Source organism: Ruegeria sp. BE3, assembly GCF_056538865.1.
On the sequence record NZ_JBQFTW010000006.1, the window covers coordinates 1 to 25,300 of the forward strand.

The 25,300-nt window shown below is 58.8% G+C and carries 27 protein-coding genes and 1 pseudogene; 16 read left to right on the top strand and 12 right to left on the bottom strand.

The features are described 5' to 3' along the window. Together ACR0AZ_RS14225 and ACR0AZ_RS14230 are read right to left on the bottom strand one after the other, a co-directional pair. Positions 1-239 (bottom strand): annotated as a pseudogene (locus ACR0AZ_RS14225) (hypothetical protein); the annotation flags it as partial. A gap of 54 nt (positions 240-293) precedes the next feature. Then, positions 294-1,007: a uroporphyrinogen-III synthase gene (locus tag ACR0AZ_RS14230; protein WP_480471294.1), complete on the bottom strand. Its 714-nt coding sequence runs from the start codon at positions 1,005-1,007 to the stop codon at positions 294-296. A gap of 97 nt (positions 1,008-1,104) precedes the next feature. Here ACR0AZ_RS14230 and tsaD point away from each other — a divergent pair, with 97 nt between their 5' ends. From tsaD to ACR0AZ_RS14250, 4 genes are read left to right on the top strand one after another with little or no spacing between them, the layout of a single operon-like run. After that, positions 1,105-2,202, top strand: coding sequence for a tRNA (adenosine(37)-N6)-threonylcarbamoyltransferase complex transferase subunit TsaD (gene tsaD, locus ACR0AZ_RS14235; RefSeq protein ID WP_480667804.1), 1,098 nt, complete (start codon positions 1,105-1,107; stop codon positions 2,200-2,202). Further along, on the top strand, positions 2,199-3,161 hold the full coding sequence (locus tag ACR0AZ_RS14240; protein ID WP_480667714.1) for an NAD(P)H-dependent glycerol-3-phosphate dehydrogenase: 963 nt from the start codon (positions 2,199-2,201) through the stop codon (positions 3,159-3,161). Before tsaD ends, ACR0AZ_RS14240 begins: the two co-directional genes overlap by 4 nt. Position 3,162: 1 nt before the next feature. Next, complete coding sequence (locus tag ACR0AZ_RS14245; protein ID WP_480471297.1) at positions 3,163-3,432, top strand: YciI family protein; 270 nt, start codon at positions 3,163-3,165, stop codon at positions 3,430-3,432. After that, positions 3,432-3,854, top strand: coding sequence for an EVE domain-containing protein (locus tag ACR0AZ_RS14250; protein WP_480667715.1), 423 nt, complete (start codon positions 3,432-3,434; stop codon positions 3,852-3,854). Before ACR0AZ_RS14245 ends, ACR0AZ_RS14250 begins: the two co-directional genes overlap by 1 nt. Before the next feature lie 210 nt (positions 3,855-4,064). Here the strand turns inward: ACR0AZ_RS14250 and ACR0AZ_RS14255 are convergent, their stop codons facing one another. The 4 genes from ACR0AZ_RS14255 to ACR0AZ_RS14270 all read right to left on the bottom strand — a co-directional run bounded on the left by ACR0AZ_RS14255 (position 4,065) and on the right by ACR0AZ_RS14270 (position 7,343). Further along, complete coding sequence (locus ACR0AZ_RS14255) at positions 4,065-4,406, bottom strand: DUF2853 family protein (protein WP_480471299.1); 342 nt, start codon at positions 4,404-4,406, stop codon at positions 4,065-4,067. A gap of 367 nt (positions 4,407-4,773) precedes the next feature. Next, entirely contained in the window at positions 4,774-5,520 is a 747-nt protein-coding gene (locus ACR0AZ_RS14260) for an extensin-like domain-containing protein (RefSeq protein ID WP_480471300.1), read from the bottom strand. Positions 5,521-5,534: 14 nt separating this feature from the next. Further along, positions 5,535-6,923 (bottom strand): adenosylhomocysteinase, encoded by a 1,389-nt coding sequence (gene ahcY / locus ACR0AZ_RS14265; protein ID WP_480667716.1) that lies wholly within the window; start codon positions 6,921-6,923, stop codon positions 5,535-5,537. Positions 6,924-7,025: 102 nt separating this feature from the next. Beyond that, positions 7,026-7,343, bottom strand: a complete 318-nt coding sequence (locus ACR0AZ_RS14270) for a hypothetical protein (RefSeq protein WP_480471302.1) — start codon at positions 7,341-7,343, stop codon at positions 7,026-7,028. Positions 7,344-7,550: 207 nt separating this feature from the next. Here ACR0AZ_RS14270 and ACR0AZ_RS14275 point away from each other — a divergent pair, with 207 nt between their 5' ends. Then, positions 7,551-8,144 (top strand): HD domain-containing protein, encoded by a 594-nt coding sequence (locus tag ACR0AZ_RS14275; protein WP_480660108.1) that lies wholly within the window; start codon positions 7,551-7,553, stop codon positions 8,142-8,144. Here the strand turns inward: ACR0AZ_RS14275 and ACR0AZ_RS14280 are convergent. The 3 genes from ACR0AZ_RS14280 to ACR0AZ_RS14290 form a co-directional block, all read right to left on the bottom strand. Beyond that, complete coding sequence (locus tag ACR0AZ_RS14280) at positions 8,141-8,512, bottom strand: VOC family protein (RefSeq protein WP_480471304.1); 372 nt, start codon at positions 8,510-8,512, stop codon at positions 8,141-8,143. The two genes, ACR0AZ_RS14275 and ACR0AZ_RS14280, sit on opposite strands and share 4 nt — an antisense overlap. A gap of 88 nt (positions 8,513-8,600) precedes the next feature. Then, positions 8,601-9,155, bottom strand: a complete 555-nt coding sequence (locus tag ACR0AZ_RS14285) for an ActR/PrrA/RegA family redox response regulator transcription factor (protein WP_050604676.1) — start codon at positions 9,153-9,155, stop codon at positions 8,601-8,603. An 86-nt stretch (positions 9,156-9,241) separates the two neighbouring features. Then, entirely contained in the window at positions 9,242-9,859 is a 618-nt protein-coding gene (locus tag ACR0AZ_RS14290) for an SCO family protein (RefSeq protein WP_480660109.1), read from the bottom strand. An 89-nt stretch (positions 9,860-9,948) separates the two neighbouring features. On the opposite strand from ACR0AZ_RS14290, the gene regB reads away from it, so the two are divergent. From regB to ACR0AZ_RS14340, 10 genes are all read left to right on the top strand, one after another. Further along, the gene (regB, locus tag ACR0AZ_RS14295) at positions 9,949-11,340 is read left to right on the top strand and encodes a sensor histidine kinase RegB (RefSeq protein ID WP_480471306.1); all 1,392 of its coding nucleotides are present in this window, start codon (positions 9,949-9,951) and stop codon (positions 11,338-11,340) included. A 65-nt stretch (positions 11,341-11,405) separates the two neighbouring features. Continuing rightward, positions 11,406-12,899: a PAS-domain containing protein gene (locus ACR0AZ_RS14300; RefSeq protein ID WP_480667717.1), complete on the top strand. Its 1,494-nt coding sequence runs from the start codon at positions 11,406-11,408 to the stop codon at positions 12,897-12,899. Between the two features lie 41 nt (positions 12,900-12,940). Further along, positions 12,941-13,411 carry a tRNA (adenosine(37)-N6)-threonylcarbamoyltransferase complex ATPase subunit type 1 TsaE gene (gene tsaE, locus ACR0AZ_RS14305; RefSeq protein ID WP_480471308.1) on the top strand — a complete coding sequence of 157 codons (471 nt, stop codon included), beginning with the start codon at positions 12,941-12,943 and terminating at the stop codon, positions 13,409-13,411. After that, positions 13,408-14,412, top strand: a complete 1,005-nt coding sequence (locus ACR0AZ_RS14310; protein WP_480667718.1) for an aminoglycoside phosphotransferase family protein — start codon at positions 13,408-13,410, stop codon at positions 14,410-14,412. Before tsaE ends, ACR0AZ_RS14310 begins: the two co-directional genes overlap by 4 nt. Further along, positions 14,409-15,095 carry a nucleotidyltransferase family protein gene (locus ACR0AZ_RS14315; RefSeq protein WP_480471310.1) on the top strand — a complete coding sequence of 229 codons (687 nt, stop codon included), beginning with the start codon at positions 14,409-14,411 and terminating at the stop codon, positions 15,093-15,095. Before ACR0AZ_RS14310 ends, ACR0AZ_RS14315 begins: the two co-directional genes overlap by 4 nt. Continuing rightward, positions 15,088-18,015 (top strand): double-strand break repair protein AddB, encoded by a 2,928-nt coding sequence (gene addB / locus ACR0AZ_RS14320; RefSeq protein WP_480667719.1) that lies wholly within the window; start codon positions 15,088-15,090, stop codon positions 18,013-18,015. Before ACR0AZ_RS14315 ends, addB begins: the two co-directional genes overlap by 8 nt. Then, entirely contained in the window at positions 18,012-21,371 is a 3,360-nt protein-coding gene (addA, locus tag ACR0AZ_RS14325) for a double-strand break repair helicase AddA (protein WP_480667720.1), read from the top strand. The genes addB and addA overlap by 4 nt, the downstream gene beginning before the upstream one ends. A 60-nt stretch (positions 21,372-21,431) precedes the next feature. Further along, a complete protein-coding gene (trxA, locus tag ACR0AZ_RS14330; protein ID WP_480471313.1) occupies positions 21,432-21,752 on the top strand; it encodes a thioredoxin in 321 nt (106 codons plus the stop codon). A gap of 75 nt (positions 21,753-21,827) precedes the next feature. After that, the gene (locus ACR0AZ_RS14335; RefSeq protein ID WP_480471314.1) at positions 21,828-22,175 is read left to right on the top strand and encodes a Lin0512 family protein; all 348 of its coding nucleotides are present in this window, start codon (positions 21,828-21,830) and stop codon (positions 22,173-22,175) included. Continuing rightward, entirely contained in the window at positions 22,175-22,537 is a 363-nt protein-coding gene (locus ACR0AZ_RS14340) for a Lin0512 family protein (protein WP_480471315.1), read from the top strand. The genes ACR0AZ_RS14335 and ACR0AZ_RS14340 overlap by 1 nt, the downstream gene beginning before the upstream one ends. Positions 22,538-22,593: 56 nt before the next feature. Here the strand turns inward: ACR0AZ_RS14340 and ACR0AZ_RS14345 are convergent, their stop codons facing one another. Then, positions 22,594-22,791, bottom strand: coding sequence for a DUF1127 domain-containing protein (locus ACR0AZ_RS14345; protein WP_480471316.1), 198 nt, complete (start codon positions 22,789-22,791; stop codon positions 22,594-22,596). 196 nt (positions 22,792-22,987) lie between these two features. On the opposite strand from ACR0AZ_RS14345, the gene hslV reads away from it, so the two are divergent. Beyond that, on the top strand, positions 22,988-23,545 hold the full coding sequence (gene hslV / locus ACR0AZ_RS14350; RefSeq protein WP_170334334.1) for an ATP-dependent protease subunit HslV: 558 nt from the start codon (positions 22,988-22,990) through the stop codon (positions 23,543-23,545). Here the strand turns inward: hslV and ACR0AZ_RS14355 are convergent. Both ACR0AZ_RS14355 and ACR0AZ_RS14360 read right to left on the bottom strand, forming a co-directional pair. Beyond that, positions 23,537-24,778, bottom strand: coding sequence for an MFS transporter (locus ACR0AZ_RS14355; protein WP_480667721.1), 1,242 nt, complete (start codon positions 24,776-24,778; stop codon positions 23,537-23,539). The genes hslV and ACR0AZ_RS14355 overlap by 9 nt on opposite strands. A 104-nt stretch (positions 24,779-24,882) precedes the next feature. Next, a complete protein-coding gene (locus tag ACR0AZ_RS14360) occupies positions 24,883-25,284 on the bottom strand; it encodes a DM13 domain-containing protein (protein ID WP_480667722.1) in 402 nt (133 codons plus the stop codon). Positions 25,285-25,300 lie beyond the last annotated feature (16 nt).

Consider the following 25,300-nt stretch of genomic DNA (forward strand, 5'->3'; position numbering starts at 1 on the left):
GCTTCGGCTTCGGCTTCGGCTTCGGCTTCGGCTTCGGCTTCGGCTTCGGCTTCGGCTTCGGCTTCGGCTTCGGCTTCGGCTTCGGCTTCGGCTTCGGAAGTTACCTCATCTGCAGCCTCTTGCGCGTCAACAGACTTCTCATCCGAAACGGCAGTGCTTTCGGCCTCGGTAGCTTCTGCCACCTCTTCAATTTTGGGGTCTTCGACCGGTTCCTGATCGGGTTTTTTCTTATCAGCCACCGCCTTATTCCCCTTATCGATTCCAAAAACACATGAACAACAGACCAGACCAAGTTAATCTGCACCCGGCGCGCTCTCAACCCGCATCGCATGTTTCACAAGTTTTTTAACGGCTTTCTGCATTTGGTCCGGACTCGGCTCATTCGCGATCCTCAAACTCTCGAAAGCCAAGGATTTAAGGGGTTCCGCCGTTGCATCGCTGATTGCAGCCAACCACAGAGGCGCAGTCCCGGCCCAAACCTCGGCAAAATGTCGCGCCGAGCGGGGTGAAAAAAGAGGGGCAATAACCGGTTGGTTGCCTTCAGCCGCTAAAGACGCCTCATCGCTCAGCGGCAACAAATGTTGCTGGTAAACCGGCTGTTCACGCGTGGTCAGGCCCGAACCGGTCAACCGTTCAGCAATATTGCCGCGGCTGTGTTCTCCGCGCAGATGCAACAATGGGCTGCCGGGTCTGAGGCGTAACAGGCCCGCGACCAACTCTTCAGCAGTTGCGCCCACCATTTGGGCCATCCAACCTGCGGTTTTCGCCGCTTCTGTGGTTGACGGACCCACGCACCACGCGGGCAGGTCTCGATCTACGCCCAGCGCGGCCGCTGCGTTGACTCCGTTAGCCGAGGTAAAGATCAACCCGCCGATACCGTCCGTCTCTACCGGGACGGCCATGGGTCTGATCTCCAACAGTGGGGAAACAAGAACCGAGACCTGCGATCTGACGCGGTCCGGTAGCTGCGCGACGAACCTGTCAGAGGCGGCACGCGGGCGGGTCATCAACAAATACAACTATCGGCGCCTTCGGCCTTGGGATTGTTTGCATCCGCGCAGGGTGATACCCCGCTTGCCAATCATGATGCAACGGATCGGGCCAATGGTGCAAACACTTACAGTCCTCGGGCTGGAAAGCAGCTGCGATGACACAGCTGCAGCCGTCGTGCGCCACGGTGAAGGCGCGCTGCCTCAGATCCTGTCATCCGTGGTACATGGTCAAACCGATCTGCACAGCGCCTATGGGGGCGTCGTGCCCGAGATCGCGGCGCGGGCGCATGCGGAAAAGCTGGATATCTGTGTCAAACAGGCTCTAACGCAGGCTAATATTGGCCTTGGTAATCTCAATGCCATAGCCGTCACTGCCGGCCCCGGCCTTATCGGAGGGGTCATGTCCGGCGTCATGTGCGCCAAAGGTCTGAGCGCCGCAACCGGGCTGCCGTTGATCGGAGTGAATCATCTGGCTGGCCACGCTTTGACCCCTCGCCTGACCGACGGAATTGCGTTCCCCTACCTAATGCTGTTGGTCTCAGGCGGGCATTGCCAATATCTGATCGCCCATGGGTCGGACCGGTTCACGCGATTGGGCGGAACGATAGACGATGCGCCCGGTGAGGCCTTCGATAAGACAGCGCGCCTGTTGGGGCTACCCCAACCCGGCGGACCATCGGTCGAGGCCGAAGCCCGCACCGGAGATCCCAGGCGATTTCGATTCCCACGGCCTTTGCTGGATCGACCCGGATGCGATCTGTCGTTTTCCGGGCTAAAGACCGCGCTGATGCGGATGCGTGATCAGATCGTGGCCGAGAAGGGAGGCCTCACCCGGCAAGACCGCGCCGATCTGTGCGCGGGATTTCAGCAGGCCATAGTGGATACGCTGGCCGAAAAAACCCGGCGTGCAATTTCGCTCTACCTCGAGGCCACCCCTTTGGAGTCAGTCATCACAGTGGCCGGGGGTGTAGCGGCAAATACAGCAATTCGTGCAGCGTTAGAGACTGTTTCACAAGACTGTGGCGCCCGATTTACGGCCCCGCCGCTTGCCCTGTGTACGGATAACGCTGCGATGATTGCCTATGCAGGTCTGGAGCGTTTCCGCGCCGGCGCACAGGATGGATTGGACCTGACCGCCCGCCCTCGCTGGCCGCTGGACCAGACCAGCCCGGCAATGCTGGGCAGCGGAAAGAAAGGGGCAAAGGCATGAGCGTTTCTGTATTGGGATCGGGGGCGTTTGGGACTGCTCTGGCGATCTCACTCGCGGGAAACGGGCCTGTCACCCTGTGGGCACGAAACGCGGAACATGCGCGGTCGATGGCGGCAAATCGCGAGAACGCTGCCCGGCTACCGGGCGTCTTTCTTCCGGATGCGATCCGTGTGACATCAGACATTCAGGTCGCGGCACAAAGTGACGTCCTGCTGATGGCCGTTCCGATGCAAAAGCTGCGTGGGGCGCTGCGAGACCACGCTGCTTTACTGCCGGGCAAGTCTATCGTGGCCTGTTGCAAAGGGATTGAGCAGACTTCAGGTCTTGGGCCGATCTCAGTCATCGCGCAGACAATCCCCGATGCGCATCCGGCGCTTCTGACCGGGCCCAGTTTTGCTGACGATATTGCCCGAGGGCTGCCGACCGCTTTGACGCTTGCCTGCGCGGATGCTGCACTGGGCACTTCCCTTCAGCAAGAGCTGACAACCGCGAACCTGCGCCTTTATCGCACGTCAGATACGGTCGGGGCCGAGCTTGGCGGCGCGTTGAAGAACGTTATGGCAATCGGTTGCGGGGCCGCGATTGGGGCCGGGTTGGGCGACAGCGCCCGCGCCGCGCTCATCACGCGCGGGTTTGCCGAGATGCAGCGCTTTGCGGCCCTGCGCGGTGCGCAGCCAGAAACATTGATGGGACTGTCCGGGCTGGGTGATCTGGTCCTGACCTGTTCGTCCGAATTGTCCAGAAATTACCGTTTTGGCCTATGTTTGGGTCTAAATCAGCCGTTTGACAGCGCAACGACCGTCGAAGGCGTCGCCACCGCGCAAGCCATGTCTGATATCGCCGCATCCGAAGGGCTGGATATGCCCATCAGCACAACGGTGGCGAAACTCAGCAGCGGTGCCTACAGTGTGACCGACGCGATTCAGGCCCTGCTGGGTCGCCCACTCAAGGAGGAATAAGATGCTCATCGCTCTGATCGCCCGTGACAAACCCGGCGCTCTGCAAACCCGGCTGGATAATCGTCCCGCACACCTGGCCTATCTCGAAGAGACCGGCGTAGTGGCACAGGCTGGTCCGTTGCTGGATGGGGAAGCCATGATTGGCTCTCTGATCGTTCTGGATGTCGAAGACATGGCCGAAGCGCAGGAGTGGGCGCGCAACGATCCCTATGCGCTGGCCGGACTGTTCGACTCGGTCGAGCTAATCCAATGGAAGCGGGTGATCGGCTGATGGCATATTGGCTGTTCAAATCCGAACCCTCGACCTGGAGCTGGGATCAGCAGGTCGACAAAGGGGATGCGGGCGAGGAATGGGATGGCGTCCGCAACTATCAGGCGCGTAATTTCATGCGGCAGATGAAAGTCGGGGACCGTGGGTTCTTTTATCATTCGCAAAAGGACAAGGCGATTGTCGGCATCGTTGAGGTCTGTTCCGAAGCCCATCCCGACAGCACCACCGATGATGAGCGCTGGGAATGCGTGGATATCAAGGCCGTTCGCCCTTTCAGCAGGCCTGTAACACTGGATCAGATCAAGGCAGAGGGACGGCTGGATAAAATGGTCCTGGTCAAGAATTCGCGCCTGTCGGTGCAACCCGTTGCTGATGAAGAATGGGCGTTGATCTGCGCCATGGGCGAGACGAAATCGGATTAAAGGGAAGGCCCTGACAGCGCAGAACCTTCCCTACCCCACGTGCTCCCAACTCACCACACGTGTATAGAATTATCTGGTTCTGACCGTCCTGGTCACGACCTGACCCTAACCGAATTCCGGCGGTTGTTTCAAACGCCAAGTCCTTAAATTAAATCTCAAATGCAAAACGCCCGCCGTGTTTCGACGGGCGTTGCAGGCTTGGTACCGGGATCAACCGTAGACCGATTCTTTGCCGAAATGCTTGGTCAGCATGTAATAAACGACGGCGCGGTATTTGTTCCGCTCGGACATGCCATAGGTTTCCAGAACCTTGTTGATCGCTTCCATCAGCTCAGGGCCATCAGCCAGACCCAGCTTTTTGACCAGGAAGTTGTTCTTGACCGTCTCAAGCTCGCTTTCCTGACTGGCCGCCACCGTCGAAGCATCAGCGTCATAAATGGCCGGACCACAGCCAATGGTCACCTTGGTCAGCAAGTCCATATCGGCATCCACGCCACATTTGGATTTCAGATCCTCGGCATACTTGGCGATCAGCTCGTCGCGTTTTCCCATTAAGCACTCTCCCGTAGTACAGATGTTGTGGTGTTATTTTCATATCCTAGAAACAGATGCAGGCAGCCTAGCCAGAAGAAATGCTCACACAAAGGGAAAAATTCCGCACATTCCCCGTAAGCGGAATCACTCTGCCACCGAGCTGGAAACCTATCTTGAACTCGAAAAATTGATGCCCTCGGACGATTTAGCGATCGGACCCGATGGGCGTATGTTCGTGTCGATGCAGAAGAGTGTATCCATGCTCCGCTCATCTGTTCCGAACAATGGAGAGGAATCCTCGCAAGAAATCCAACAAGACCGCCCGCTTCAAGCAGTCAGTGGTCGCCGACCCCTTTCCCGACCCTGTTTGGCGGGACCGGAACATCTATCGGCAATAGCCCCAACCGGGTCCTTGCAAGTGGAAATGATCTGCATGCAAGCGGTTGAAATTCGGACCCAGAACAACGCGAAACCAATCGCATGCGCCGCGCCCGATCTGATGAAGAAAGTCAGCCTCGGGGCCGGGTGTGGACCAGTCGTCGATCAGGCTAAGGGTTCGCCCATCGCCCAGTTCCACGCCCACGATGTCAATCGAATCTGCGGTCGCATGACTGCTCCATCCATTGTTTGCACCCCGCGCGGTGCGCATCCGCCGGCAATTGTAGCTGCCGATATGGCGTAGGGCGCGTGCATCAGTGCCCAGAATATCCCGCGCGGCGGGCTGCACGACGTGGTGTTCCCACATGGTCAATCGCAGGGCGGTGGTGCAGCGTGTCTCGACCGCCCTGACGTCGGCGCTGACCAGGCCTGATAGCTGACCTTGTCCAGCGATACCGCAATTCTGATCGATGACCAGATCCTCCATCTCAGTGAACGCAACATCGGCCTGAGTCAAAGCCAGTCGACATTGCGTTTCATCCGCCAGGGCTCGGCGCAGCTGTAGTGCCGTGATTGGCGTCACCGGGGCTTTCACGTTCAGATCGCGCAACGGGTTCCAGTGCACCGGCACCGGAGACTGAGGATGCGCCAATAGCCAGTAACCACCCGCGCCGAAGACAAACAGAAAAACAAGAAGAGAAAAAAAGGACGCCGCCAGATGAAAAACCCGGCGGCGTCCAGAAGGTTCGGTCATACCCGGACCAGCAATCAGTAGCGATAGTGCTCAGGCTTGTAAGGGCCTTCCGGTGCAACACCGATATAAGCCGCCTGTTCGTTGTCCATCTTGGTCAGTTTCACACCGATACGGTCCAGATGCAGGCGGGCCACTTTCTCATCCAGATGCTTGGGCAGGATATAGACCTTGTTTTCGTACTGGTCGCCCTTGGTGAACAGTTCAATCTGCGCCAGAACCTGGTTGGTGAAGGACGCAGACATAACGAAGGACGGGTGACCGGTGGCGTTGCCGAGATTCAACAGACGGCCTTCGGACAGCAAGATGATACGGTTGCCCGAGGGCATCTCGATCATATCCACCTGTTCTTTGATGTTGGTCCATTTGTGGTTCTTCAGGCTGGCCACCTGAATTTCGTTGTCGAAGTGACCAATGTTGCCGACGATGGCCATGTCCTTCATCGCGCGCATATGCTCGATGCGGACCACGTCCTTGTTACCGGTGGTGGTGATAAACACATCCGCCGTTGCAACTTCATCTTCCAGCAATGTCACTTCATAGCCGTCCATCGCAGCCTGAAGCGCGCAAATCGGGTCGACCTCGGTCACTTTCACACGCGCGCCCGCGCCAGACAGCGAAGCGGCCGAGCCTTTGCCCACGTCGCCGTAACCGCACACAACTGCGACCTTACCGGCCATCATGGTGTCGGTGGCACGGCGGATACCGTCTACCAGCGATTCCTTGCAGCCGTATTTGTTGTCGAACTTCGACTTGGTGACCGAGTCATTCACGTTGATCGCGGGGAATGGCAGATGGCCGTCTTTCACCAGCTGATACAGGCGATTCACACCAGTGGTGGTTTCCTCGGACACGCCCTGGATCTGGTCGCGCATCTTGGTGAACCAGCCGGGGCTCGCCGCCATACGCTTGGCGATCTGTTTCTTGATCACCTCTTCCTCTTCCGAACCCGGAACGGGGATAATGTCCTCACCTGCTTCGGCGCGAGCGCCCAGCAGGATGTAAAGCGTCGCGTCACCGCCATCGTCCAGGATCATGTTCGGGCCGTCTTCGAATAGGAAGGACTTGTCCAGATAATCCCAGTGCTCTTCCAGCGTCTGACCCTTGATCGCGAATACCGGAATACCCGCCTCTGCAATCGCCGCAGCTGCGTGATCCTGTGTTGAGAAGATGTTGCACGACGCCCAGCGTACATCCGCGCCCAGCGCCACTAATGTTTCAATCAGAACGGCGGTCTGGATGGTCATATGCAGCGAACCGACGATCCGCGCGCCCGATAGCGGCTTGCTTTCACCGTATTCGGCGCGCAGGGCCATCAGGCCCGGCATTTCCGTTTCAGCGATATCCAGTTCTTTACGGCCAAAGCCCGCCAATGAAATGTCCTTAACGATATAGTCCCCGGCCATCAGGTTCTCCACTCCGGTAAATCTCGGTCCGGGCTGCCCCTAGCATTCCTTGGGACAGGAGGCAATGTGGATGGCCGGAAACGGGAATCTACGCCTTGAAAATCAGCTCGGCGTACCCTCGACCTTGATCTTCGGGATCGCTTGGAAAAAATCCGTGCCAACGGCAACGATACAACTTATGCCATTGGGTTGCGTGACCAGCACGGTGTAACTTCCCGTTTCCTTCGAGGTCCAGACCTCCATCACCGACTGCGCGCCCCGAGATTTCTGCAGACCACCAAAGGCAAGTTCTTCGGCATAGTTGTCCTGCAGCTTGGAAATCAGCTGCTCTCGGTCGGCACAGTTATTCTGGGCAAAAACGGGCGGCGCAGTGGCAGCCATTCCAAAGGTCAGGGCGATTGCAAACAAACGCTTGAACATAGCAAGCTCCTTTCGATACGTGTTTCGTTTCGAGAGGGGCGCAACTGAAAGGAGTCAGCACCCCCCTCAGTCCTTGATGTCGGGATCGGTTGGTTCGGTTTCAAAGCACGAATGCTCAAGAAAACGTTGGCAGCTGGTGATCCTGACAAGTACATCATAGCAGAAAAATACGATTTTAATGTGTCCCACTTCACAAGGCATGGCAGAATGGCAACACAACCCCGCGCATGGCAGAGAATGCTGTCGGGCCGCAGGCTGGACCTGCTGGACCCCACCCCGGTAGATATCGAGATTGAGGATATCGCCCACGGTCTGGCCTTTGTGGCGCGCTGGAATGGACAAACGGCGGGTGATTTCGCCTATTCCGTGGCCGAACATTCCCTGCTGGTCGAAGAGCTTTTTGGCCGTATCGCGCCGAAAGCGCCGGTGAAATGGCGACTGGCGGCCCTGTTACACGATGCGCCGGAATATGTGATCGGAGACATGATCTCCCCCGTCAAATCCGCCGTCGGCCCGGATTACGGCGCGCTGGATGACCGTCTGGCGGCAGCAATCCACATCCGGTTCGGGTTACCGGCCGAGGTGCCGAAGACGGTAAAACGGCAGATCAAAAAGGCCGACAAGATCAGCGCCTGGATGGAGGCAACGCAGATCGCGGGTTTTTCCGAGACGGAGGCGACGAATTTTTTTGGTCGACCTGATAAAGCAGTGATGGAGGGTTTGGAGATAAAATTACGCCCGCCGGTCGAAGTGCGACGGGCGTATACGGATCGACATCAGTCTCTGCTAAAACAGATTTAGCCAAAGACGTAGAAACATAGCTTGTTGCCGTCTGCATCGCGAGCATAAGCCCCGTAGAACACGTCCGGAACGCGCTGACCGGGTTCACCTTCGTCGGTAGCACCCAAGCTGATTGCCTTTTCATACAATGATTGAGCGTGTTCTTTTGAGTCTGCAGGAAAGGCCACCATCGTGCCGTTGCCCGGCGCACAGGCCGCACCATCGTAGGGTTCACATACGGCCAACATTGGCGCACCGGGTTCATTGCCGATAAATGCAATGCGCCCTGCATCGAACGTCACCTTGGCATCCCGGTCCGAGAGTAAATCAGTATAAAACTTCTTGGCGCGCTCCATGTCCGAGACGCCAATGGTTACATAGCCAATCATTTTCGAGTTTCCTGCGTTGTTTTATCTTTCGACGCGGACACTCGAAAACAAAGCCCGAGTTAGCAAATCACGAAGCGGTGACTGACACTTAGCGAGGACTACGCTTCGCCAAAATCCGCTGCAACGTCCGGCGGTGCATGTTCAGGCGCCGCGCCGTCTCAGAAACATTCCGATCACACAGCTCATAGACCCGCTGGATATGCTCCCAGCGCACGCGATCCGCGCTCATGGGGTTTTCCGGCGGTGGGGGCAGTTCGTCGCCCTTGGCCAGCAATGCGTTGGTGATATCAGTGGCGTCAGCGGGTTTTGACAAATAATCCGTTGCGCCGATCTTGACCGCTGCAACAGCAGTGGCGATCGCGCCGTAACCGGTCAGAACCACAACCCGGCTGTCAGGGCGTTTCTCGCGTAGCACTTCGACGACGTCCAAGCCATTGCCGTCTTCCAGGCGCAAGTCGACAACTGCATAGGCAGGCGGGCGTGCGGTGGATATGGCGCGGCCTGCGGCAACGGAACCGGCGGTTTCAACCTCAAAACCGCGCTTTTCCATGGCTTTGGCCAGACGTCTCAGAAACGGCTCGTCATCATCTACCAGGAGCAGCGATTTGTCAGGGCCGATGTCAAGCTGGGAACTGTCTGCCATATGTTGGTCTTTCCGCTATTTCATGCCTTTGGCTTGAACATGAGTAATAGCAGCGCCACCCCAAAGGTCAAACAACCCGTTGCCTGCTAAATCTGATCAATGAAACAGCCCACCTTGTCCGCCATCTGCTCGGCCGTGTCATCGCGCTTGAAGAATTCAAGGAATCCATCCTCGGGCGTAACCAGATAGGTGAAGGTGGAATGATCGACCAGATAATACTCGTCGCTTTTGTCCTGAGCCTTGTAGTAGGTCTTATAGGCCTTGCTGGCGGCCTTGACCTGTTCTGGCGATCCAGTCAGCGCGATCATGCGTTCATGCAGGTTGAAGGCATAGTCACCTACAACCTCGGGCGTGTCGCGGTCGGGATCGATCGAGATGAACAAAGGCGTTACCGATAGCCCGCGCTCGGCCAGAAGATCGATGGCCTCGGCATTGCGGGACATATCGAAGGGGCAGACATCGGGGCAGAAAGTATAGCCGAAATAAATCAATGTGGGCTCGGTGATCACATCCTTGTCGGTTATGGTTTCGCCCTTGCTGTTGATCAGCTCGAACGGGCCGCCGATCGCCGCCGTTCCGCCTGCAATCTGGCTTGAGCGGCACTGCGCGAACTTGTCATCCGATCCGCCGCGTGTCAGCAGCCACATTGCACCCACGCCAACGGCCAGAACAACAGCTGCGAGCACGGCGTAAAGACGAATCATTGGGACTATCCTGATGCGAAGGTTGTTGATCGGTTCGGCCCGCACTCCTATCAACATGAGGAGCCGACGCAATAGGACATAATCGACCGATGACCGATTCCAAGACCAGCCTCTGGCGCGGACAAGAACGCAGCACCTGGATTCGTTTGCGCACACTGATCCTGTTGCGATGGGTCGCGATCGTCGGCCAGTTCACTGCGATAACGGTGGCCCAGCAATACTACCACGTCCAGCTGGAGCTTGGCTTGTGTTACTTTGCCATCGGCGTCTCGGTAATGGGCAACCTCACAGCCATCTTACTGTTTCCAGAGAACAAGCGCCTGTCAGAGTTCGAAAACTTTCTGATGGTGCTGTTCGATCTGTCGCAGCTGTCGGTCCTGCTCTATCTCACCGGTGGGCTGAACAATCCATTTGCCCTGCTTCTGGTTGGTCCGGTAACGATTTCCGCAAGCGTCATGAGCACGCGCTCAACCCTGATTATCGGCGGGGTCGCCGTGATTTTGACCACGTTGTTGGCGCAGTTTCACTTGCCCCTGCGCACCAATCTAGGGCTGGTTCTGGATATCCCCGATATCCTGCTGTTCGGCAACTGGGCCGCGATCATCATCGCCATCGTGTTCATCGGCGCCTATTCCCACCGCATCAGTTCCGAAGTGCAATCGATGTCCGAGGCGCTCTCGGCCACGCATATGGCGCTGGCGCGGGAGCAGAAACTGACCGATCTGGGTGGTGTGGTGGCCGCTGCCGCGCATGAGCTGGGGACACCTTTGGCCACGATCAAGCTGGCCAGCTCCGAGCTGATCGAAGAACTTGACGACCGGCCGGAGCTCAAGGAAGACGCCGCCCTGATCCGCGAACAGGCCGACCGCTGTCGCGATATTCTGCGCGACATGGGACGGGCAGGCAAAGACGACCTGCATCTGCGTCAGGCACCCCTGTCGACAGTCATCCATGAATCGGCGGAACCTCACATCAACCGGGGCAAAGAGGTGCATTTTGCCGAAGGTCCGGTGCTGGACGGCGACGTGCAACAACCCTCGATCCTGCGCAAGCCCGAGATCATTCACGGGCTGCGCAACCTGATCCAGAATGCGGTGGACTTCGCACGTGACACTGTCTGGGTTGAGGCCGAATGGACCTCGGAACTGATCACCGTCTGCATCATGGATGACGGGCGCGGATATCCGTCTCATATCATCGGACGGATCGGCGATCCCTTCATGCGGCGGCGGCGGGCGGATCGCAGCAGCCGCCCCGAATACGAGGGTATGGGTCTGGGCCTGTTCATCGCCAAAACCCTGTTGGAACGCAGCGGGGCTCAGCTCTATTTCGCCAATGGCTCCGATCCCTATCAGAACCTGACGGATCAGCCCGAGCGGCGCGGTGCAATCGTCAAGGTCGTCTGGCCGCGCAAGTTGATCGACGCTCAGATCGGTGACACGCCGGTTCCCTCGGGCGCCAACCAGCCGTTTCAGATCTGAGTTAACACCCCGTTAACACTTGCCGGTCATATAGGTCCGGATGAGGTATTCGGGGTGCGCAATCCATGGCCGACTGGATCATATTGGCTGCGATCAGTCTGGTTTCAGCAGGCTTTGCCATTCGTTGGCTATCGCCACGCCCGACACCACGGCGCGACGACTACGGATTGTGCTCTGACACCGTGTTTCTGTTCGACGGCACCCGATTGATCAGCCATTCCGACATCGCCCTGAACGGCTTTGAAACGGTCAACTCCTGGGCTGATCTCAAACGCTTGCTGCAGCGCGATTTCCCTGCCTTTCCCGAAATCCCCGACACGGTGCGCACCAACCGCACCCTGGTGGTATCCGCCATTGATTGCACCGTAGACCGCGAGGTGCAGTGCGAATGGATCGAAGGCATAATTCGCGTCGAACTGCGAGACCTGACCGGGCAGACACATACTCAGCGTCGGGATGTAAATGACCCGATCCGACTGGCCATGGATCAGGCGCCCTATCCGGTCTGGCTGCTGGATGCCTCCAATCGGGTCAGCTGGTGCAATGCTGCATATGTCGCGCTGGTGCGCAAGGTTGGCGGCCCCGATGCGGATTTGACCGAACCTCTGGTTCCCGCGCCTACGGACGATGCTCAGCTGGGCCGGAAATCCCGCGTCTCTGTTGCGGTGAAAGACAGCGATGCCCGGCTCTGGTTCGACCTCACCCGCGTGATCCGCGATGAAGGGCAGCTGTGCTATGCGGTTGATATCAATGCGATTGTCGAAGCCGAAACTGCCCAGCGCAAATTCGTTCAGACCATGACCAAAACCTTTGCCCAGCTATCAATCGGACTGGCAATCTTTGACCGGAACCGGCAGTTGGCCTTGTTCAATCCTGCGCTGATCGACCTGACTACGCTGCCCCCAGACTTCCTCAGTTGTCGACCGGGCTTGTCCAGCTTCTTTGACCGGTTGCGGGATCAGCACATGATGCCAGAGCCCAAGAACTACCGCAGCTGGCGTCGGCAGATGAACGACCTGATCGAGGCTGCAGAAGACGGCAATTACCAAGAGACATGGTCGCTGCCCTCAGGGTCGGTGTATTCAGTCAGCGGCCGCCCACATCCGGACGGCGCCGTTGCCTTTATATTCGAAGACATCACGGCCGAAATCACTCTGACCCGGCGTTTCCGGTCCGAGATGGACTTGATGCAATCCATCCTCGATAAGCTTGCCGATGCCATCGCGGTCTTTGCGGATGACGGAACGCTGGCGTTCACAAATCTTGCCTACCACATGCTTTGGGGCGAGGTAGAAGAGGCCGGACTGGACTGCGCGACAGTGCTGGAAGTGACGCGCCAATGGCAGGATCATTGCACCGCAACGCCAGTTCTGGGTGAGATTCGGGATTTCGTGAACATCCGCGAGAATCGTGCCGAATGGTCGGCTGATCTGACCCTGAAGACCGGGGCCAAACTGACCTGCACAATCAACCCGATGCAGAACGGTGCAACAATCGTTCGTTTCGGTACCCTGGACGCGTTGGAAAGCCGCGCTGCGCCACAGAAAATCAGTGCCTGAACCGGGTTGCAGCCGACCGGGCGCAGGTTCATTGTGGCGCCATGACTGCGCCGTTGACTCTGACCATGAAATCCCCCGAAGAAACAGCCTCGCTCGCCGCCAATTTGGCGGGTGCACTTCGGCCGGGTGATACCATTCTGCTGGATGGGGCAATCGGCAGCGGTAAAACTCATTTCGCAAGAGCTTTGATACAATCCGTTCTTGCCGTACCCGAAGATGTCCCTTCGCCCACTTTCACGCTCGTACAGGTCTATGACACGAAGGTTGGTGAGGTCTGGCACTCGGATCTCTATCGCCTTTCATCGGTCGAAGAGATCGAAGAGCTGGGCCTGGTTGACGCCTTCGAAACCAGCATTTGCCTGATCGAATGGCCCGAGAAACTGGACACGCTGAAACCGCATTCGGCGCTGTTGATCCGCTTCTCAACTGACCCGGACGATCAGGACCTACGGCATCTGGAACTGAGCTGGACCAGCCCGAAGTGGACGTCCAGGCTGGAGAAGACCCCATGACGAACCGAGCGATTCTGGCCGAAGCGCTGATTGCACAAACAAAATGGCGCGGTGCGCAACAAGCACCTCTGGCCGGGGATGCGTCGAACCGCAGATACGAACGCTTAACCGATCCCACAACAGGGCAGACCGCCGTGTTGATGGATGCCCCGCCTGACAAGGGTGAAGATGTTGAATCCTTTGTGCGCATGGCAAACTACCTGCGATCGCTTGGCCTGAGCGCACCGGAGATCTACGCCGAAGATACCGAATACGGGTTCCTGTTGCTCGAAGATCTGGGCGATGCGCTGTTTGCCCGCGTGCTTGATGACGACCCATCGCAAGAGCGGACGCTTTATGATGCGGCAACGGACGTTCTGGTGCATCTGCATGCGGGGCCGACACTGTCACTGGACAGCTACGACCCCGCCCTGATGACCGAATTTTCGGCATTGTCTTTCACCAAATACGCGCAAGGCGTTCTTGGCGCGCATGATACCGAGACGCGCACGCGGTTCGAGTTGCGCTTTGCCGATATCCTGCACCGGGAAACCGGCGGCGCGCGGGTGGTGGTACAACGCGATTATCACGCCGAAAACCTGATCTGGCTGCCCGAACGCGAGGGGATCGCATGTGTCGGCCTGCTGGACTTTCAAAGCGCGATGCTGGGTCATCCCGCCTATGATCTGATGTCCCTGCTGCAGGACGTGCGCCGCAATGTACCCGCCGGGATCGAGATGCGGATGATCGACCGCTATATCTCGGCGACTGGTGTCGATGGTCACGATTTTCGCACCGCCTATGCAGTGTTGGGTGCGCAGCGGAACCTGCGCATCCTGGGTGGGTTCGCACGGCTGGCGACGGACTATGGCAAGCCGCATTATGTCGATCTGATCCCTGCCGCTTGGGCCCATCTGATGCGCGATCTGGAACATCCGGCGCTTGTTTCGGTGGCCGATCTGCTGCGCGATGCCCTGCCCCCGCCCAGCCCTGAAAATCTTGCAAAGCTGAGGTCGCAATGACCCGTGCACCAAAGGCTGCAATGTTGTTTGCCGCCGGTTTCGGCACGCGTATGGGTGCGCTGACCAAGAACCGTCCCAAACCTCTGATTGAGGTGGCCGGGCGGCCTCTGATCGACCACGCGCTGGACCTGATCACTCCGCTGCAGCCTTTGCGGGTCGTGGCCAATACGCATTATCACGCGGATCAGTTGACAAGGCATCTGGACCCAAAAGGGGTATTGCTATCACACGAAGTACCAAAGATTCTGGAAACCGGAGGTGGGTTAAAGGCCGCTTTGCCAATGCTCGGGCCGGATCCGGTGTTTACACTCAACAGTGATGCGATCTGGGCCGGGCCCAACCCGTTGCAAATGCTGCAAGAGCGGTGGGACCCCGACCAAATGGATGCGCTGCTCATGTGCATCCCGACAAGCCAAACACTTGGGCATTCAGGACCGGGTGATTTCGCGCAAGACAACACCGGTCGGATCACCCGCGGCGCCGGTCTGGTCTATGGCGGGGCACAAATTCTAAAAACCGAAGGCCTGCACGATGTTGCCGAGGATGTGTTCTCGTTGAATCTCCTGTGGGATCGGATGCTGGAGGACCGCCGCCTGTTTGCGTTGTCCTACCCCGGTCGCTGGTGCGACGTTGGCCGACCCGAAGGGGTCGCACTCGCCGAAGGTCTGATCGCCGATGTTTGAGCCCAGCCTCCAGCCGCGGGTCTTTGCCGTCCCGCCGGGTGCAGACTTCCCCCGTGTGCTGGTCGACGGGCTGCGCAAACGGTTCGAAACACACCCGCCCGAAGCACTGGCGCGGGTTCAGCTGGTAGTCAACACGCGCCGCATGGCGCGACGCGTGCGAGAGCTGTTCGATCAGGGGCCACCTTGCCTGCTGCCAAAGCTGTCTCTGGTCACCGATCTGGGCAAAGGCGCCAATCTGGCGCAGGTGCCGCCCGCCATTCCACCGCTACGGCGACGGCTGGAACTGACTCAGCTGATCGCCAAGCTGCTGGATCAGCAGCCCGATCTGGCGGCGCGGTCGTCATTGTTCGATTTGTCCGACAGTCTGGCGGCGCTGATTGATGAGATGCAGGGCGAAGGCGTTCCTCCCGACGCGATCCGCAATCTGGATGTCAGCGATATGTCCGGCCACTGGGCGCGCGCGCAGGCCTTCATCGGTATCGCGGATCATTTCATGCACGCAGGCGATGGCGCTATGGACCCGCAGGCGCGGCAACGGCGCGTGGTCGAGACACTGATCACACGTTGGCAAGAGGCCCCTCCAGGCCACCCGATCATCCTTGCCGGCTCTACCGGATCGCGCGGCACAACAATGATGCTGATGCAAGCTATCGCGCGCCTGCCACAAGGGGCGCTGGTGCTGCCCGGCTATGATTTCGACCAGCCAAGGCAGGTTTGGCGTAATCTCGATGACGCTCTGACCTCGGAAGATCATCCGCAATACCGCTTTCGCAAGCTGATGCACGAACTTGATCTGACACCCGATCAGATTCACCCCTGGACAGAGGAACAGCCCCCCTCGCCCGCACGTAACAAGCTGATTTCGCTTGCCTTACGCCCTGCCCCGGTCACCGATGCATGGATGTCCGAAGGTCCAAACCTGACCAATCTGCAGGGCGCAACCAAAGACGTGACGCTGATCGAGGCCACTTCGCCCCGGGCCGAAGCATTGGCGATAGCCCTGCGTTTGCGCCAAGCCGCCGAGACCGGCCAGACCGCCGCCCTGATCACGCCCGATCGGATGCTGACCCGTCAGGTCAGCGCTGCGCTGGATCGCTGGAACATCCTGCCTGATGATAGCGCGGGCCTGCCGCTGCAATTGTCGCCTCCGGGGCGGTTCCTGCGCCACGTGGCGGGCCTGTTTGCCCGTCGGCTGGATGCCGAGGCACTGCTGACCCTGCTCAAGCATCCGCTCTGCCATGATGGGGCGGATCGCGGCGCGCACCTGCTGCGTACCCGCGATCTGGAGCTCGACCTGCGCCGCCACGGCCCGCCTTTTCCCGACAGCGCCAGCCTGACCGCCTTTGCCATCCGTGCAGAAGCGCCCGAGGACTGGGTCCGCTGGGTGATCCAGTCTTTCTGCGACCAATACAGCCCTGCAGAGCGCCCACTGGCTGATTGGGTTGCCCATTTGCGCGAGTTGGCGGAAGCGATCTCAGCCGGATCAAATGGTGAGACCGGCACGCTTTGGGACAAAAACGCCGGTCAAAAAGCGCTGGCGGTGATGGCTGCTCTGGACACTGAGGCGCAACATGGCGGCGCGATGACGGCGCATGATTTTGCGGATCTGCTGGGTGCATTGCTGGCAGGCGAAGAGGTGCGTGATCGCGATGCGCCCCATCCGCATCTGATGATCTGGGGCACCCTTGAGGCACGGGTTCAGGGCGCCGATCTGCTGATCCTTGGTGGCCTCAATGAGGGGAGTTGGCCCGAAGCCCCTGCGCCTGATCCCTGGTTGAACCGGCAGATGCGCAATGCTGCGGGATTGCTGCTGCCCGAACGCCGTATCGGTTTGTCGGCCCACGACTTTCAACAGGCGGTGGGAGCAACCGAAGTGGTCCTGTCCCGCTCCACCCGTTCGGATGATGCGGAAACCGTCCCGTCGCGATGGCTCAACCGTCTGACGAACCTGTTGCAAGGCCTGCCGGACCAAGGCGGCACCGATGCCCTTGCCGCGATGCGTGCACGAGGGGCCAAGTTGCTCGGCTGGGCTGAGGCGCTGGAACATGCCCCCCGGATCGACGCGGCGCACCGGCCCTCGCCCCGGCCCCCCGTGGCATCCCGGCCCCGACGCCTGAGCGTCACCGAGATCAAGCGCCTGATCCGCGATCCTTATGCGATCTATGCCCGCCACGTTTTGCGCCTGAAACCGTTGGACCCTCTGGTCCGCGCGCCCGACGCCTTGCTGCGAGGGATCGTGATTCACGAGGTACTGGAGCAGTTCGTACGTGACAGCGTGTTGGACCCGGCCCTGCTGACCCACGAAAACTTCCTGAAACGCGCCGAAGCGCTGCTGGACAACCACGTCGCCTGGCCCACGGCGCGAAAACTCTGGCTCGCGCGGCTTGAACGGATCACCGACAGTTTTCTGGCCGCCGAAAGCTCGCGTCGCGGTGATGGTGGGCCTGTGGCCTTTGAAGTGATGATGAAACTGGCGCTTGCGCCGTTGGACTTCACCATCTCGGGCCGCGCTGACCGGATCGACCTGAACAGCCGCGGCGCGATGCGAATCATCGACTACAAGACCGGCGTGCCTCCGTCCGAAAGCCAGCAGGCCAAGTTCGACAAACAACTCCTGATCGAAGCCGCGATTGCCGAGCAGGGCGGGATCGAAGGATTCGATCCGCTGCCCGTGGCCCAGGCAGTCTTTATTGGCATGGGTGGCGCGTATAAAGAGGTGGATGCTCCGCTGACGAAAGAGCCGGCAGACAAGGTTCTGGCCGAACTCAAACAGCTCATTTCCGCTTATTTAGAGCCTGATCAGGGCTTCACCTCTCGCCGAATGCTGCACAAGGATACGGATATCGGTGACTATGATCATCTGGCCCGGTTCGGCGAATGGGATCGTTCAGCCGACACCTGTCCGGAGGACCTGATTTGAGCCCGCGCAACGACGCCACCGAACGGCAGGTGCAGGCCGCGCGCCCGGATGCATCGACCTGGCTTGCTGCAAATGCGGGTTCGGGCAAGACACGGGTTCTGACCGACCGGGTGGCGCGGTTGTTATTGGATGGGGTGCAGCCGCAGCATATTCTGTGCCTGACCTACACCAAGGCCGCCGCCAGCGAGATGCAGAACCGGTTGTTCAAGCGGCTGGGTAAGTGGGCGATGCTGGGCAACAGCGACCTTGAGGGCGAGTTGGTCGAACTCGGCGTGACAGGCGCGATTGATCCTGACCGTCTGGCGCAAGCACGGACCCTGTTCGCCCGCGCCATCGAGACACCGGGCGGATTGAAGATCCAGACCATCCACTCATTCTGCGCCTCGCTCTTGCGGCGGTTTCCGCTTGAGGCCGGGGTCAGCCCGCAATTTGCCGAGATGGAGGACCGCGCCGCTGCCTTGCTGCGCGAAGAGATTGTCGAGGACTTTGCCGAGGGTCAGCGGGCTGCTTTGATCGAAGATGTCGCCCGGTTCGTCACCGATGCTGGCTTCGAAAAGCTGACTGCCGCTGTCACGCAGAAACGTAGCCACTTTGCACAATCATTGCAGTGGGATGATGTGCTGCAACTGTTTGAACTGCCCGCAAGTTTTGACGAAAATGCGCTGCTGGGCCGGGTTTATCTGGGTGGTGAGGTTGAGCTGATCCAATCCATGCTGCCCGCACTGAACGAAAGCGGCGGTAACAACGCAAAGGCTGCCGACAAACTGGCCGCGTTCACCGACGCGCGGCTTAGCCACTTGCCGCTGCTGGAAAACGTGCTGCTGACCGGCAAAGGCGCAAAGGAGCCGTTCTCTGCCAAGATCAACGGCTTTCCTACCAAAGCGCTGCGCGCAGGCCTGCTGGCGGATCGTATGCCACAGCTGGAGGCGCTGATGCTGCGCGTTGAAGCTGCGCGGGAACAACGGTTGGCGTTGGTTGCAGCGCAGAAAACCCTTGTTTTACATCGCTTTGCCGCGGCCTTCCTACCGGAATACGAGCGGCGCAAGCAGCTGCGCGGCTGGCTTGATTTCGACGACCTGATCCTGCGCGCACGGCAGGTTCTGAACGACCCGGCGGTGGCAGAATGGGTTCTGTACCGCCTCGACGGTGGCATCGACCACATTCTTGTGGACGAGGCGCAAGATACCAGCCCGGATCAGTGGGACGTGATCGAAAAACTGGCGCAGGAATTCACCAGCGGGGAGGGGGCCCGCTCCGGGATTGAACGTACGATCTTCGTCGTTGGGGATAAGAAACAGTCAATCTACTCCTTCCAGGGTGCCGATCCACAGGCTTTCGATCAGATGCAGGCCGAGTTTGGGAGAAAACTGCAAGAATCAGGCTCTAAACTGTGGGATTCGACGTTGGAGTATTCGTTCCGATCGTCCAGCGCGATCCTCGGATTGGTGGATATTCTGTTCGAAAACAGCGCTGAGGCCGGGTTTCACAAAGACGCGCTGCACCGCGCGTTCAAGGGTGATCTTCCGGGTCGCGTCGACCTGTGGCCCGTGGTTGAAAAGGTCGAAGAAGACGAGGAAGGCGACTGGACCGACCCCGTAGATCGACCCGGCGCGCGACACCATACTGTGGTTCTGGCCGAGCAGGTGGCAAAGTCGATTAAAGACTTGATCGACAACGAAGAGACCATTCCGGAAGATGGCGACACGCCCGGCAATTTTGTACGCCGCAAGGTGCAGCCAGGGGATTTCCTCATTCTGGTTCAGCGCCGCTCGGACCTGTTTGCCGAAATCATTCGCGCCTGCAAGGCGGCTGATCTGCCCATCGCAGGCGCTGACCGTCTCAAAGTCGGCGCCGAACTCGCGGTCAAGGATCTCGCGGCGCTGCTGAGTTTTCTGGCCACGCCCGAAGATAGCCTGTCGCTGGCGACCGTGCTGAAATCACCTCTGTTCGGTTGGTCGGAACAGCAATTGTTCGATCTGGCGCACAGACGGGACGAGGGGTTCCTGTGGGCCGCACTGCGCAAGCGGGCCGAAGAATTCCCCGAGACACTCGCCATCCTGAACGACCTGCGCGGGCAGACCGACTTTCTGCGCCCCTATGATCTGATCGAACGGATTCTGACCCGACATGACGGACGAAGGAAGCTGCTCGGTCGGCTGGGGGCCGAGGCTGAGGACGGGATCAACGCGTTGCTGTCACAAGCACTGGCCTATGAGCGCACGGATATCCCCAGCCTGACCGGGTTCCTGGTCTGGATGCAGACCGATGATCTTGAGATCAAACGACAGATGAGCGGTGTCGGCAACATGATCCGGGTGATGACCGTGCATGGCTCAAAAGGGCTGGAAGCACCGATCGTGATCCTACCGGATACGGGCAAACGGCAACCTCCGCGCGATGCCGAGATCATGATGGCCGGAGAGACACCACTGTGGAAAGTGCCGTCCGATGCATCGCCCGCCCTTGTCGCAACGGCGCGGGAAGAGGCCCGTCAACGAGAGGAAAATGAACGGCTTCGCCTGCTATATGTGGCTCTAACACGAGCGGAAAAGTGGTTGATCGTGGCTGCGGCAGGGGATGTCGGCAAGGACGGCACCAGCTGGTATCAGATGGTTGAAGCCGCAATGACCCGTGCCGGCGCGACGCAAATACCCGGAACGCAGACGCAACGACTGGCGCATGGCGATTGGGAAGCGTTGCCTTTGACTGAGCATCGTACCCAGATGCCCGAAGACCAAACCCTTCCCGAGATGTTCCACAACATGGCAAAGGAACCGCCCACGCCTGCGGAAACGCTCAGCCCTTCCGATCTAGGCGGTGCAAAGGCGCTGCCCGGCGATGCCGGACAGGATGAAGAGGCCGCGAAATTGCGTGGAACGCGCCTGCATCTGCTGCTCGAACACTTGCCCACTGTTGACAGCGGCCAATGGCCACAGCTTTGCACCCAGTTACTACCCGATATGCACGAGGCGGATCGGCAAGAGCTGTTTCACGAGGCGGAAACGGTACTGGCTGCGGATCACCTGAAAGCGGTTTTTGCGCCGGAGGCGCTGGCCGAGGTTCCGATCTCTGCTGATCTGAATGGCACCCGCATGCATGGCGTCATCGACCGATTGATTATCTCTGATACCGAAATCCATGCGATTGATTTCAAATCAAATGCCACTGTTCCAGACAGCGCTGGCACCTGTCCGGACGGGCTGTTGCGCCAGATGGGGGCCTATGCTCATGCGCTGGCGCAGATTTACCCTGATCGCCGGATCCGGACTGCGATCCTCTGGACCCGCAGCGCGCAGCTTATGTGGTTGCCACACGATCTTGTGACAGATGCTCTGGCACACCACTCGATATCTTGACCTCCCTCAATGCGGCACCTAGGTTCTGTGCCCAAGCATTCCCCATTCAGGAGACAGAATATGTCGACCGTTGCCGTTACCGACGATACCTTTGACGCCGAAGTCAAGAACTCTGACATCCCCGTTGTGGTGGATTTCTGGGCCGAATGGTGCGGACCCTGTAAGCAGATTGGCCCCGCTCTGGAAGAGCTGGCCACGGAATACGGCGGCAAGGTGAAGATCGCCAAGGTTGATGTGGACAGCAACCCGAACTCAGCCGCCGCCATGGGCGTGCGTGGCATTCCGGCGCTGTTCATCTTCAAGGACGGTCAGGTTGTATCAAACCGCGCCGGCGCCGCACCCAAGGCCGCGCTGCAAAGCTGGATTGATGAATCGATCTGATCCGATGTGATCAGTATACGATGAAAGGCGCCTGTAATCGGGCGCCTTTTTTGTTGAGATATCGGAGAAGGACGGATGGCCAAGACACGGGTGCTTGTGGAATTCGGGATGGGCACATCATTGCGGCGTATCGACTATACCGAGGCGGCGCTGCGTGCGATCAAGGATGCGCTGTGGCACAACTCGATCAACATGGCAGATCTGTTTGGGTTTCCAAAAGAAGCCATGATCATCGATGTCGAGATCGGAGTGCAGCAGCCTGAACAGGTCGAGATCGGCAAGCTTGAGGCTATATTCCCTTATGGGACGCCAAATATCTCTGTCACCAAAGGCGGCCTGGATATCGACAAGCCGGACGGTGTGGGACGCACAGTCATTGCCAACGCTGCCCTTGCGGTCTCGTTCGATATGGAGGGCGCGTGATGAAAGAACAGCGCATCATTCTGGAAATGGGTATGGGGAACGACCTGTATGGTCAGGATTATACCAAGGCGGCCCGGCGCGCGGTGCAGGACGCGCTGCACCATTCTTCAATCACGTTATTCTCGACTCTGGGAATTGATCACAATGAAATGCGTGTGAAGGTGACGATCGGCGTCCAGCGCCCAGACAAGGTGGATTGCGCTCTTGTCGCCGCGGACCTGCCAAGGGGGCGCGCCGAAGTGCTCGCGGTTCCGGGCGGACAGGATGTGTTGGATGACGCAGCGGGCACCCGCCACGTGGTTGCAACCGCCGCGATCGAGGCCTTTGTACCGTCGCAGGCGGGAAAATACGTACTGAGATGACAAAGAAAAAGCCGCTCGGTCGAGCGGCTTGTCTTGTGCTTCCGTTTGAAGCCAGATCAGAACTTGGCGATGTCGCCGCGGCTCAGACCGATATCATCCAGCTGAGCGTTAGTCAGGCGTGACAATTCCTTGCGCGTCTTGCGCGATTGGTGCCATTCGACAACGTCTTCAAGGCGATGGAAGATTGCGTCCACTGCGTGCAGGATGGTGACTGCTCCGAGCGGCGCATGGGTTTTTGCGATTGCGTTAGCCATGTGCGTATTCCTTATAACAGAAACAGCCGACCCGTTGTCGGTTGTGAGGCTGATGTAACTCGGGCAACTGAGTCTCACAAATGCTGACTCAACAGTCCCGGTTTGCGCCTATTGCATATCTTTTGAGCGGTTTAAGAACGGTTGCGCCGCCGACGCGTGCGGCCCATATAGAACGCCAGAGAAAACGGAGGCTTCCATGGCAGACAGCGATTTTCCCGGATGGCACGGCACGACCATTATTGGCGTCAAGAAGGGCGGGCAGGTTGTCATTGCCGGGGACGGGCAGGTCAGCCTGGGCCAGACCGTGATCAAGGGCACCGCCCGCAAGGTGCGCCGCCTGTCGCCGGGCGGATTTGAGGTTGTGGCAGGTTTTGCCGGATCGACCGCGGATGCATTTACCCTGCTGGAACGGCTGGAGGCCAAGCTGGAAGCGACGCCCGGCCAACTGGCCCGTGCTTCGGTCGAGCTGGCCAAGGACTGGCGCACCGACAAGTATCTGCAAAAGCTTGAAGCGATGCTGATCGTCACCGACGGCAAGGACCTGCTGGTCATCACCGGGGCAGGGGATGTGCTTGAGCCTGAGCATAACGTGGCCGCCATCGGATCGGGTGGAAACTTTGCGCTGGCCGCAGCGCGCGCAATGATGGACAGCGACAAAGAGGCCGAACAGGTCGCGCGCGAAGCGATGGCGATTGCTGCTGATATCTGCGTCTATACCAATGGCAATCTGACGGTCGAGACGATCTCAGGCTAAGAGCGCCTTGATCTCTTTACCTTTCCAGCGTCGGTGCATGCCGATCAGCCCGCAGATCGCGGCGACAACCACGATGTAGTAGGGCACGCGGATATCGATGCTCATCAATCCGCCCCCGATCAGAGACATTACACCGCCCGCCAGACAGAAGACTGCGGTGGTCACACCCATGACCCAGCCTTGATCCGCCTCGCTGACGCTGGAGGAGAACAGGCCCAGCATGGTCGGGTAGGCGACACCAAACAGGAAATAGAAGAGGAAGACCGGCACATAGCTGAAGACCCCATTGGGGCTGAAGGCAAAAGCGATGCCACAAATGATCATCACGATCAGCGATGTATAGATGATCGAATGCTTGCTGAATCGTTCCTGTGAGGGTTTGACAAGGAAGGTGCTTGAAAAGGCCAGCGCAAAGCCGATGACAACCATGGCCATGCTGCCTCCGATCACGCCGTAACCAAAGGCGCTGGTCAGGAAATTGTCGACGAAGACATAGAATGTCACGTTGGCGATCATGAAGAACGAGTAAACCGGCAGGATTTTCAGAACCATCGGATGACCGCGCACGGCAATAAGACTGTCGGTGATGTCACGGGGCCGGAAAACAAAGGGTGCACGCTCAGTCCGGGTATCCTTGAAGAAGGTCGTCACAAGGAAGATGGCGACCAGCACCAGAACGAAAGCGCCGTAGAACGGTGTTTTCAGGGTGGCATAGCTGCCCAGAAGGGCGGCGTCTGACAGAACCGCTCCGATAATCGGGCCGCCAACAAGGCCAAAGCTGACGCCGGTCACAATGTAACCCATGTTGCGGTCCCGGTCGGCCGCATCGGTGCTGCCGTCAATCATCGCCGCCTGCGCGATTGGCTGGTTTCCTGCAGTGAACCCCGTGATCGAACGCCCGATGATCAGCAACAGCAGGCTGTTCATGAACAGTGCGGCAATGGTGATGGCGTATCCGGCAAGCGCACCGCCCAGACAGACCAGAAGGGCATTCTTGCGTCCGATCGAGTCCGAGACTTTTGAGACATAGACAACACCCAGAAACCAGGACAGGAAGAAACAACCGATCACCAGGCCGTAGTAGAAATGCCGCCGGCCTTCGGGCGTGCCTTCCGGCAGAAAACCGGATTTCGTCTCCATGATCAGAGAGTTGATAATGGGAAAGACCAACCCCTGCCCGATCAGGTCGACAAACACAACGAACAACAAGGTGATCTTGGCAATCTTGGTCATAAAAACGCCCCCGGTTCCAATGCCTTGGGGCGAGTGTATCAGAGTGCGGCTTGGTTACCTAACGGCGTGTCAGAGGCCGGAAAGACAGCCTCTGACCATGACGTTTACTTCAGCGATGCAACGCCCAGCGGCACACCGGCAACTTCGCACCAGATGTACACTTCGTTATAGCCCGACACATCCATAGTAGGCGGCACGGCGTAGGATTGCTTGCCGGTCAGGTTCAGCAGCGCACCCAGCTTACTGTCAGGAGCATAGGTGCCGTCTTTGCCGAAGGCCACGCGCGGATCGGGGCCGCCATCCAGCGAGAAATCGTCACCCAGCTCAACAATGTAACGTTCGCCATCTTTGACCAGTTTCACTGAACCGGTTGTGATATGGTTCGAGCGGCCTTCGAACGACCCCTTCTTTTTGGCACCACCGGCCAACGCGGCACTGGTGCTGGCCAAGGTCAGCGCCGCACCGGTGGCAGCAGCTTTCACAAAAAGCGAACGACGAGTCATCATGATGAGGTATCTCCAT

Bases quoted from the DNA above. Each gene is read 5' to 3' on its own strand.
- ACR0AZ_RS14230 (WP_480471294.1), bottom strand. From the start codon at position 1,007: ATGACCCGCCCGCGTGCCGCCTCTGACAGGTTCGTCGCGCAGCTACCG.
- tsaD (WP_480667804.1), top strand. From the start codon at position 1,105: ATGGTGCAAACACTTACAGTCCTCGGGCTGGAAAGCAGCTGCGATGAC.
- ACR0AZ_RS14240 (WP_480667714.1), top strand. From the start codon at position 2,199: ATGAGCGTTTCTGTATTGGGATCGGGGGCGTTTGGGACTGCTCTGGCG.
- ACR0AZ_RS14245 (WP_480471297.1), top strand. From the start codon at position 3,163: ATGCTCATCGCTCTGATCGCCCGTGACAAACCCGGCGCTCTGCAAACC.
- ACR0AZ_RS14250 (WP_480667715.1), top strand. From the start codon at position 3,432: ATGGCATATTGGCTGTTCAAATCCGAACCCTCGACCTGGAGCTGGGAT.
- ACR0AZ_RS14255 (WP_480471299.1), bottom strand. From the start codon at position 4,406: ATGGGAAAACGCGACGAGCTGATCGCCAAGTATGCCGAGGATCTGAAA.
- ACR0AZ_RS14260 (WP_480471300.1), bottom strand. From the start codon at position 5,520: ATGACCGAACCTTCTGGACGCCGCCGGGTTTTTCATCTGGCGGCGTCC.
- ahcY (WP_480667716.1), bottom strand. From the start codon at position 6,923: ATGGCCGGGGACTATATCGTTAAGGACATTTCATTGGCGGGCTTTGGC.
- ACR0AZ_RS14270 (WP_480471302.1), bottom strand. From the start codon at position 7,343: ATGTTCAAGCGTTTGTTTGCAATCGCCCTGACCTTTGGAATGGCTGCC.
- ACR0AZ_RS14275 (WP_480660108.1), top strand. From the start codon at position 7,551: ATGGCAACACAACCCCGCGCATGGCAGAGAATGCTGTCGGGCCGCAGG.
- ACR0AZ_RS14280 (WP_480471304.1), bottom strand. From the start codon at position 8,512: ATGATTGGCTATGTAACCATTGGCGTCTCGGACATGGAGCGCGCCAAG.
- ACR0AZ_RS14285 (WP_050604676.1), bottom strand. From the start codon at position 9,155: ATGGCAGACAGTTCCCAGCTTGACATCGGCCCTGACAAATCGCTGCTC.
- ACR0AZ_RS14290 (WP_480660109.1), bottom strand. From the start codon at position 9,859: ATGATTCGTCTTTACGCCGTGCTCGCAGCTGTTGTTCTGGCCGTTGGC.
- regB (WP_480471306.1), top strand. From the start codon at position 9,949: ATGACCGATTCCAAGACCAGCCTCTGGCGCGGACAAGAACGCAGCACC.
- ACR0AZ_RS14300 (WP_480667717.1), top strand. From the start codon at position 11,406: ATGGCCGACTGGATCATATTGGCTGCGATCAGTCTGGTTTCAGCAGGC.
- tsaE (WP_480471308.1), top strand. From the start codon at position 12,941: ATGACTGCGCCGTTGACTCTGACCATGAAATCCCCCGAAGAAACAGCC.
- ACR0AZ_RS14310 (WP_480667718.1), top strand. From the start codon at position 13,408: ATGACGAACCGAGCGATTCTGGCCGAAGCGCTGATTGCACAAACAAAA.
- ACR0AZ_RS14315 (WP_480471310.1), top strand. From the start codon at position 14,409: ATGACCCGTGCACCAAAGGCTGCAATGTTGTTTGCCGCCGGTTTCGGC.
- addB (WP_480667719.1), top strand. From the start codon at position 15,088: ATGTTTGAGCCCAGCCTCCAGCCGCGGGTCTTTGCCGTCCCGCCGGGT.
- trxA (WP_480471313.1), top strand. From the start codon at position 21,432: ATGTCGACCGTTGCCGTTACCGACGATACCTTTGACGCCGAAGTCAAG.
- ACR0AZ_RS14335 (WP_480471314.1), top strand. From the start codon at position 21,828: ATGGCCAAGACACGGGTGCTTGTGGAATTCGGGATGGGCACATCATTG.
- ACR0AZ_RS14340 (WP_480471315.1), top strand. From the start codon at position 22,175: ATGAAAGAACAGCGCATCATTCTGGAAATGGGTATGGGGAACGACCTG.
- ACR0AZ_RS14345 (WP_480471316.1), bottom strand. From the start codon at position 22,791: ATGGCTAACGCAATCGCAAAAACCCATGCGCCGCTCGGAGCAGTCACC.
- hslV (WP_170334334.1), top strand. From the start codon at position 22,988: ATGGCAGACAGCGATTTTCCCGGATGGCACGGCACGACCATTATTGGC.
- ACR0AZ_RS14355 (WP_480667721.1), bottom strand. From the start codon at position 24,778: ATGACCAAGATTGCCAAGATCACCTTGTTGTTCGTTGTGTTTGTCGAC.
- ACR0AZ_RS14360 (WP_480667722.1), bottom strand. From the start codon at position 25,284: ATGATGACTCGTCGTTCGCTTTTTGTGAAAGCTGCTGCCACCGGTGCG.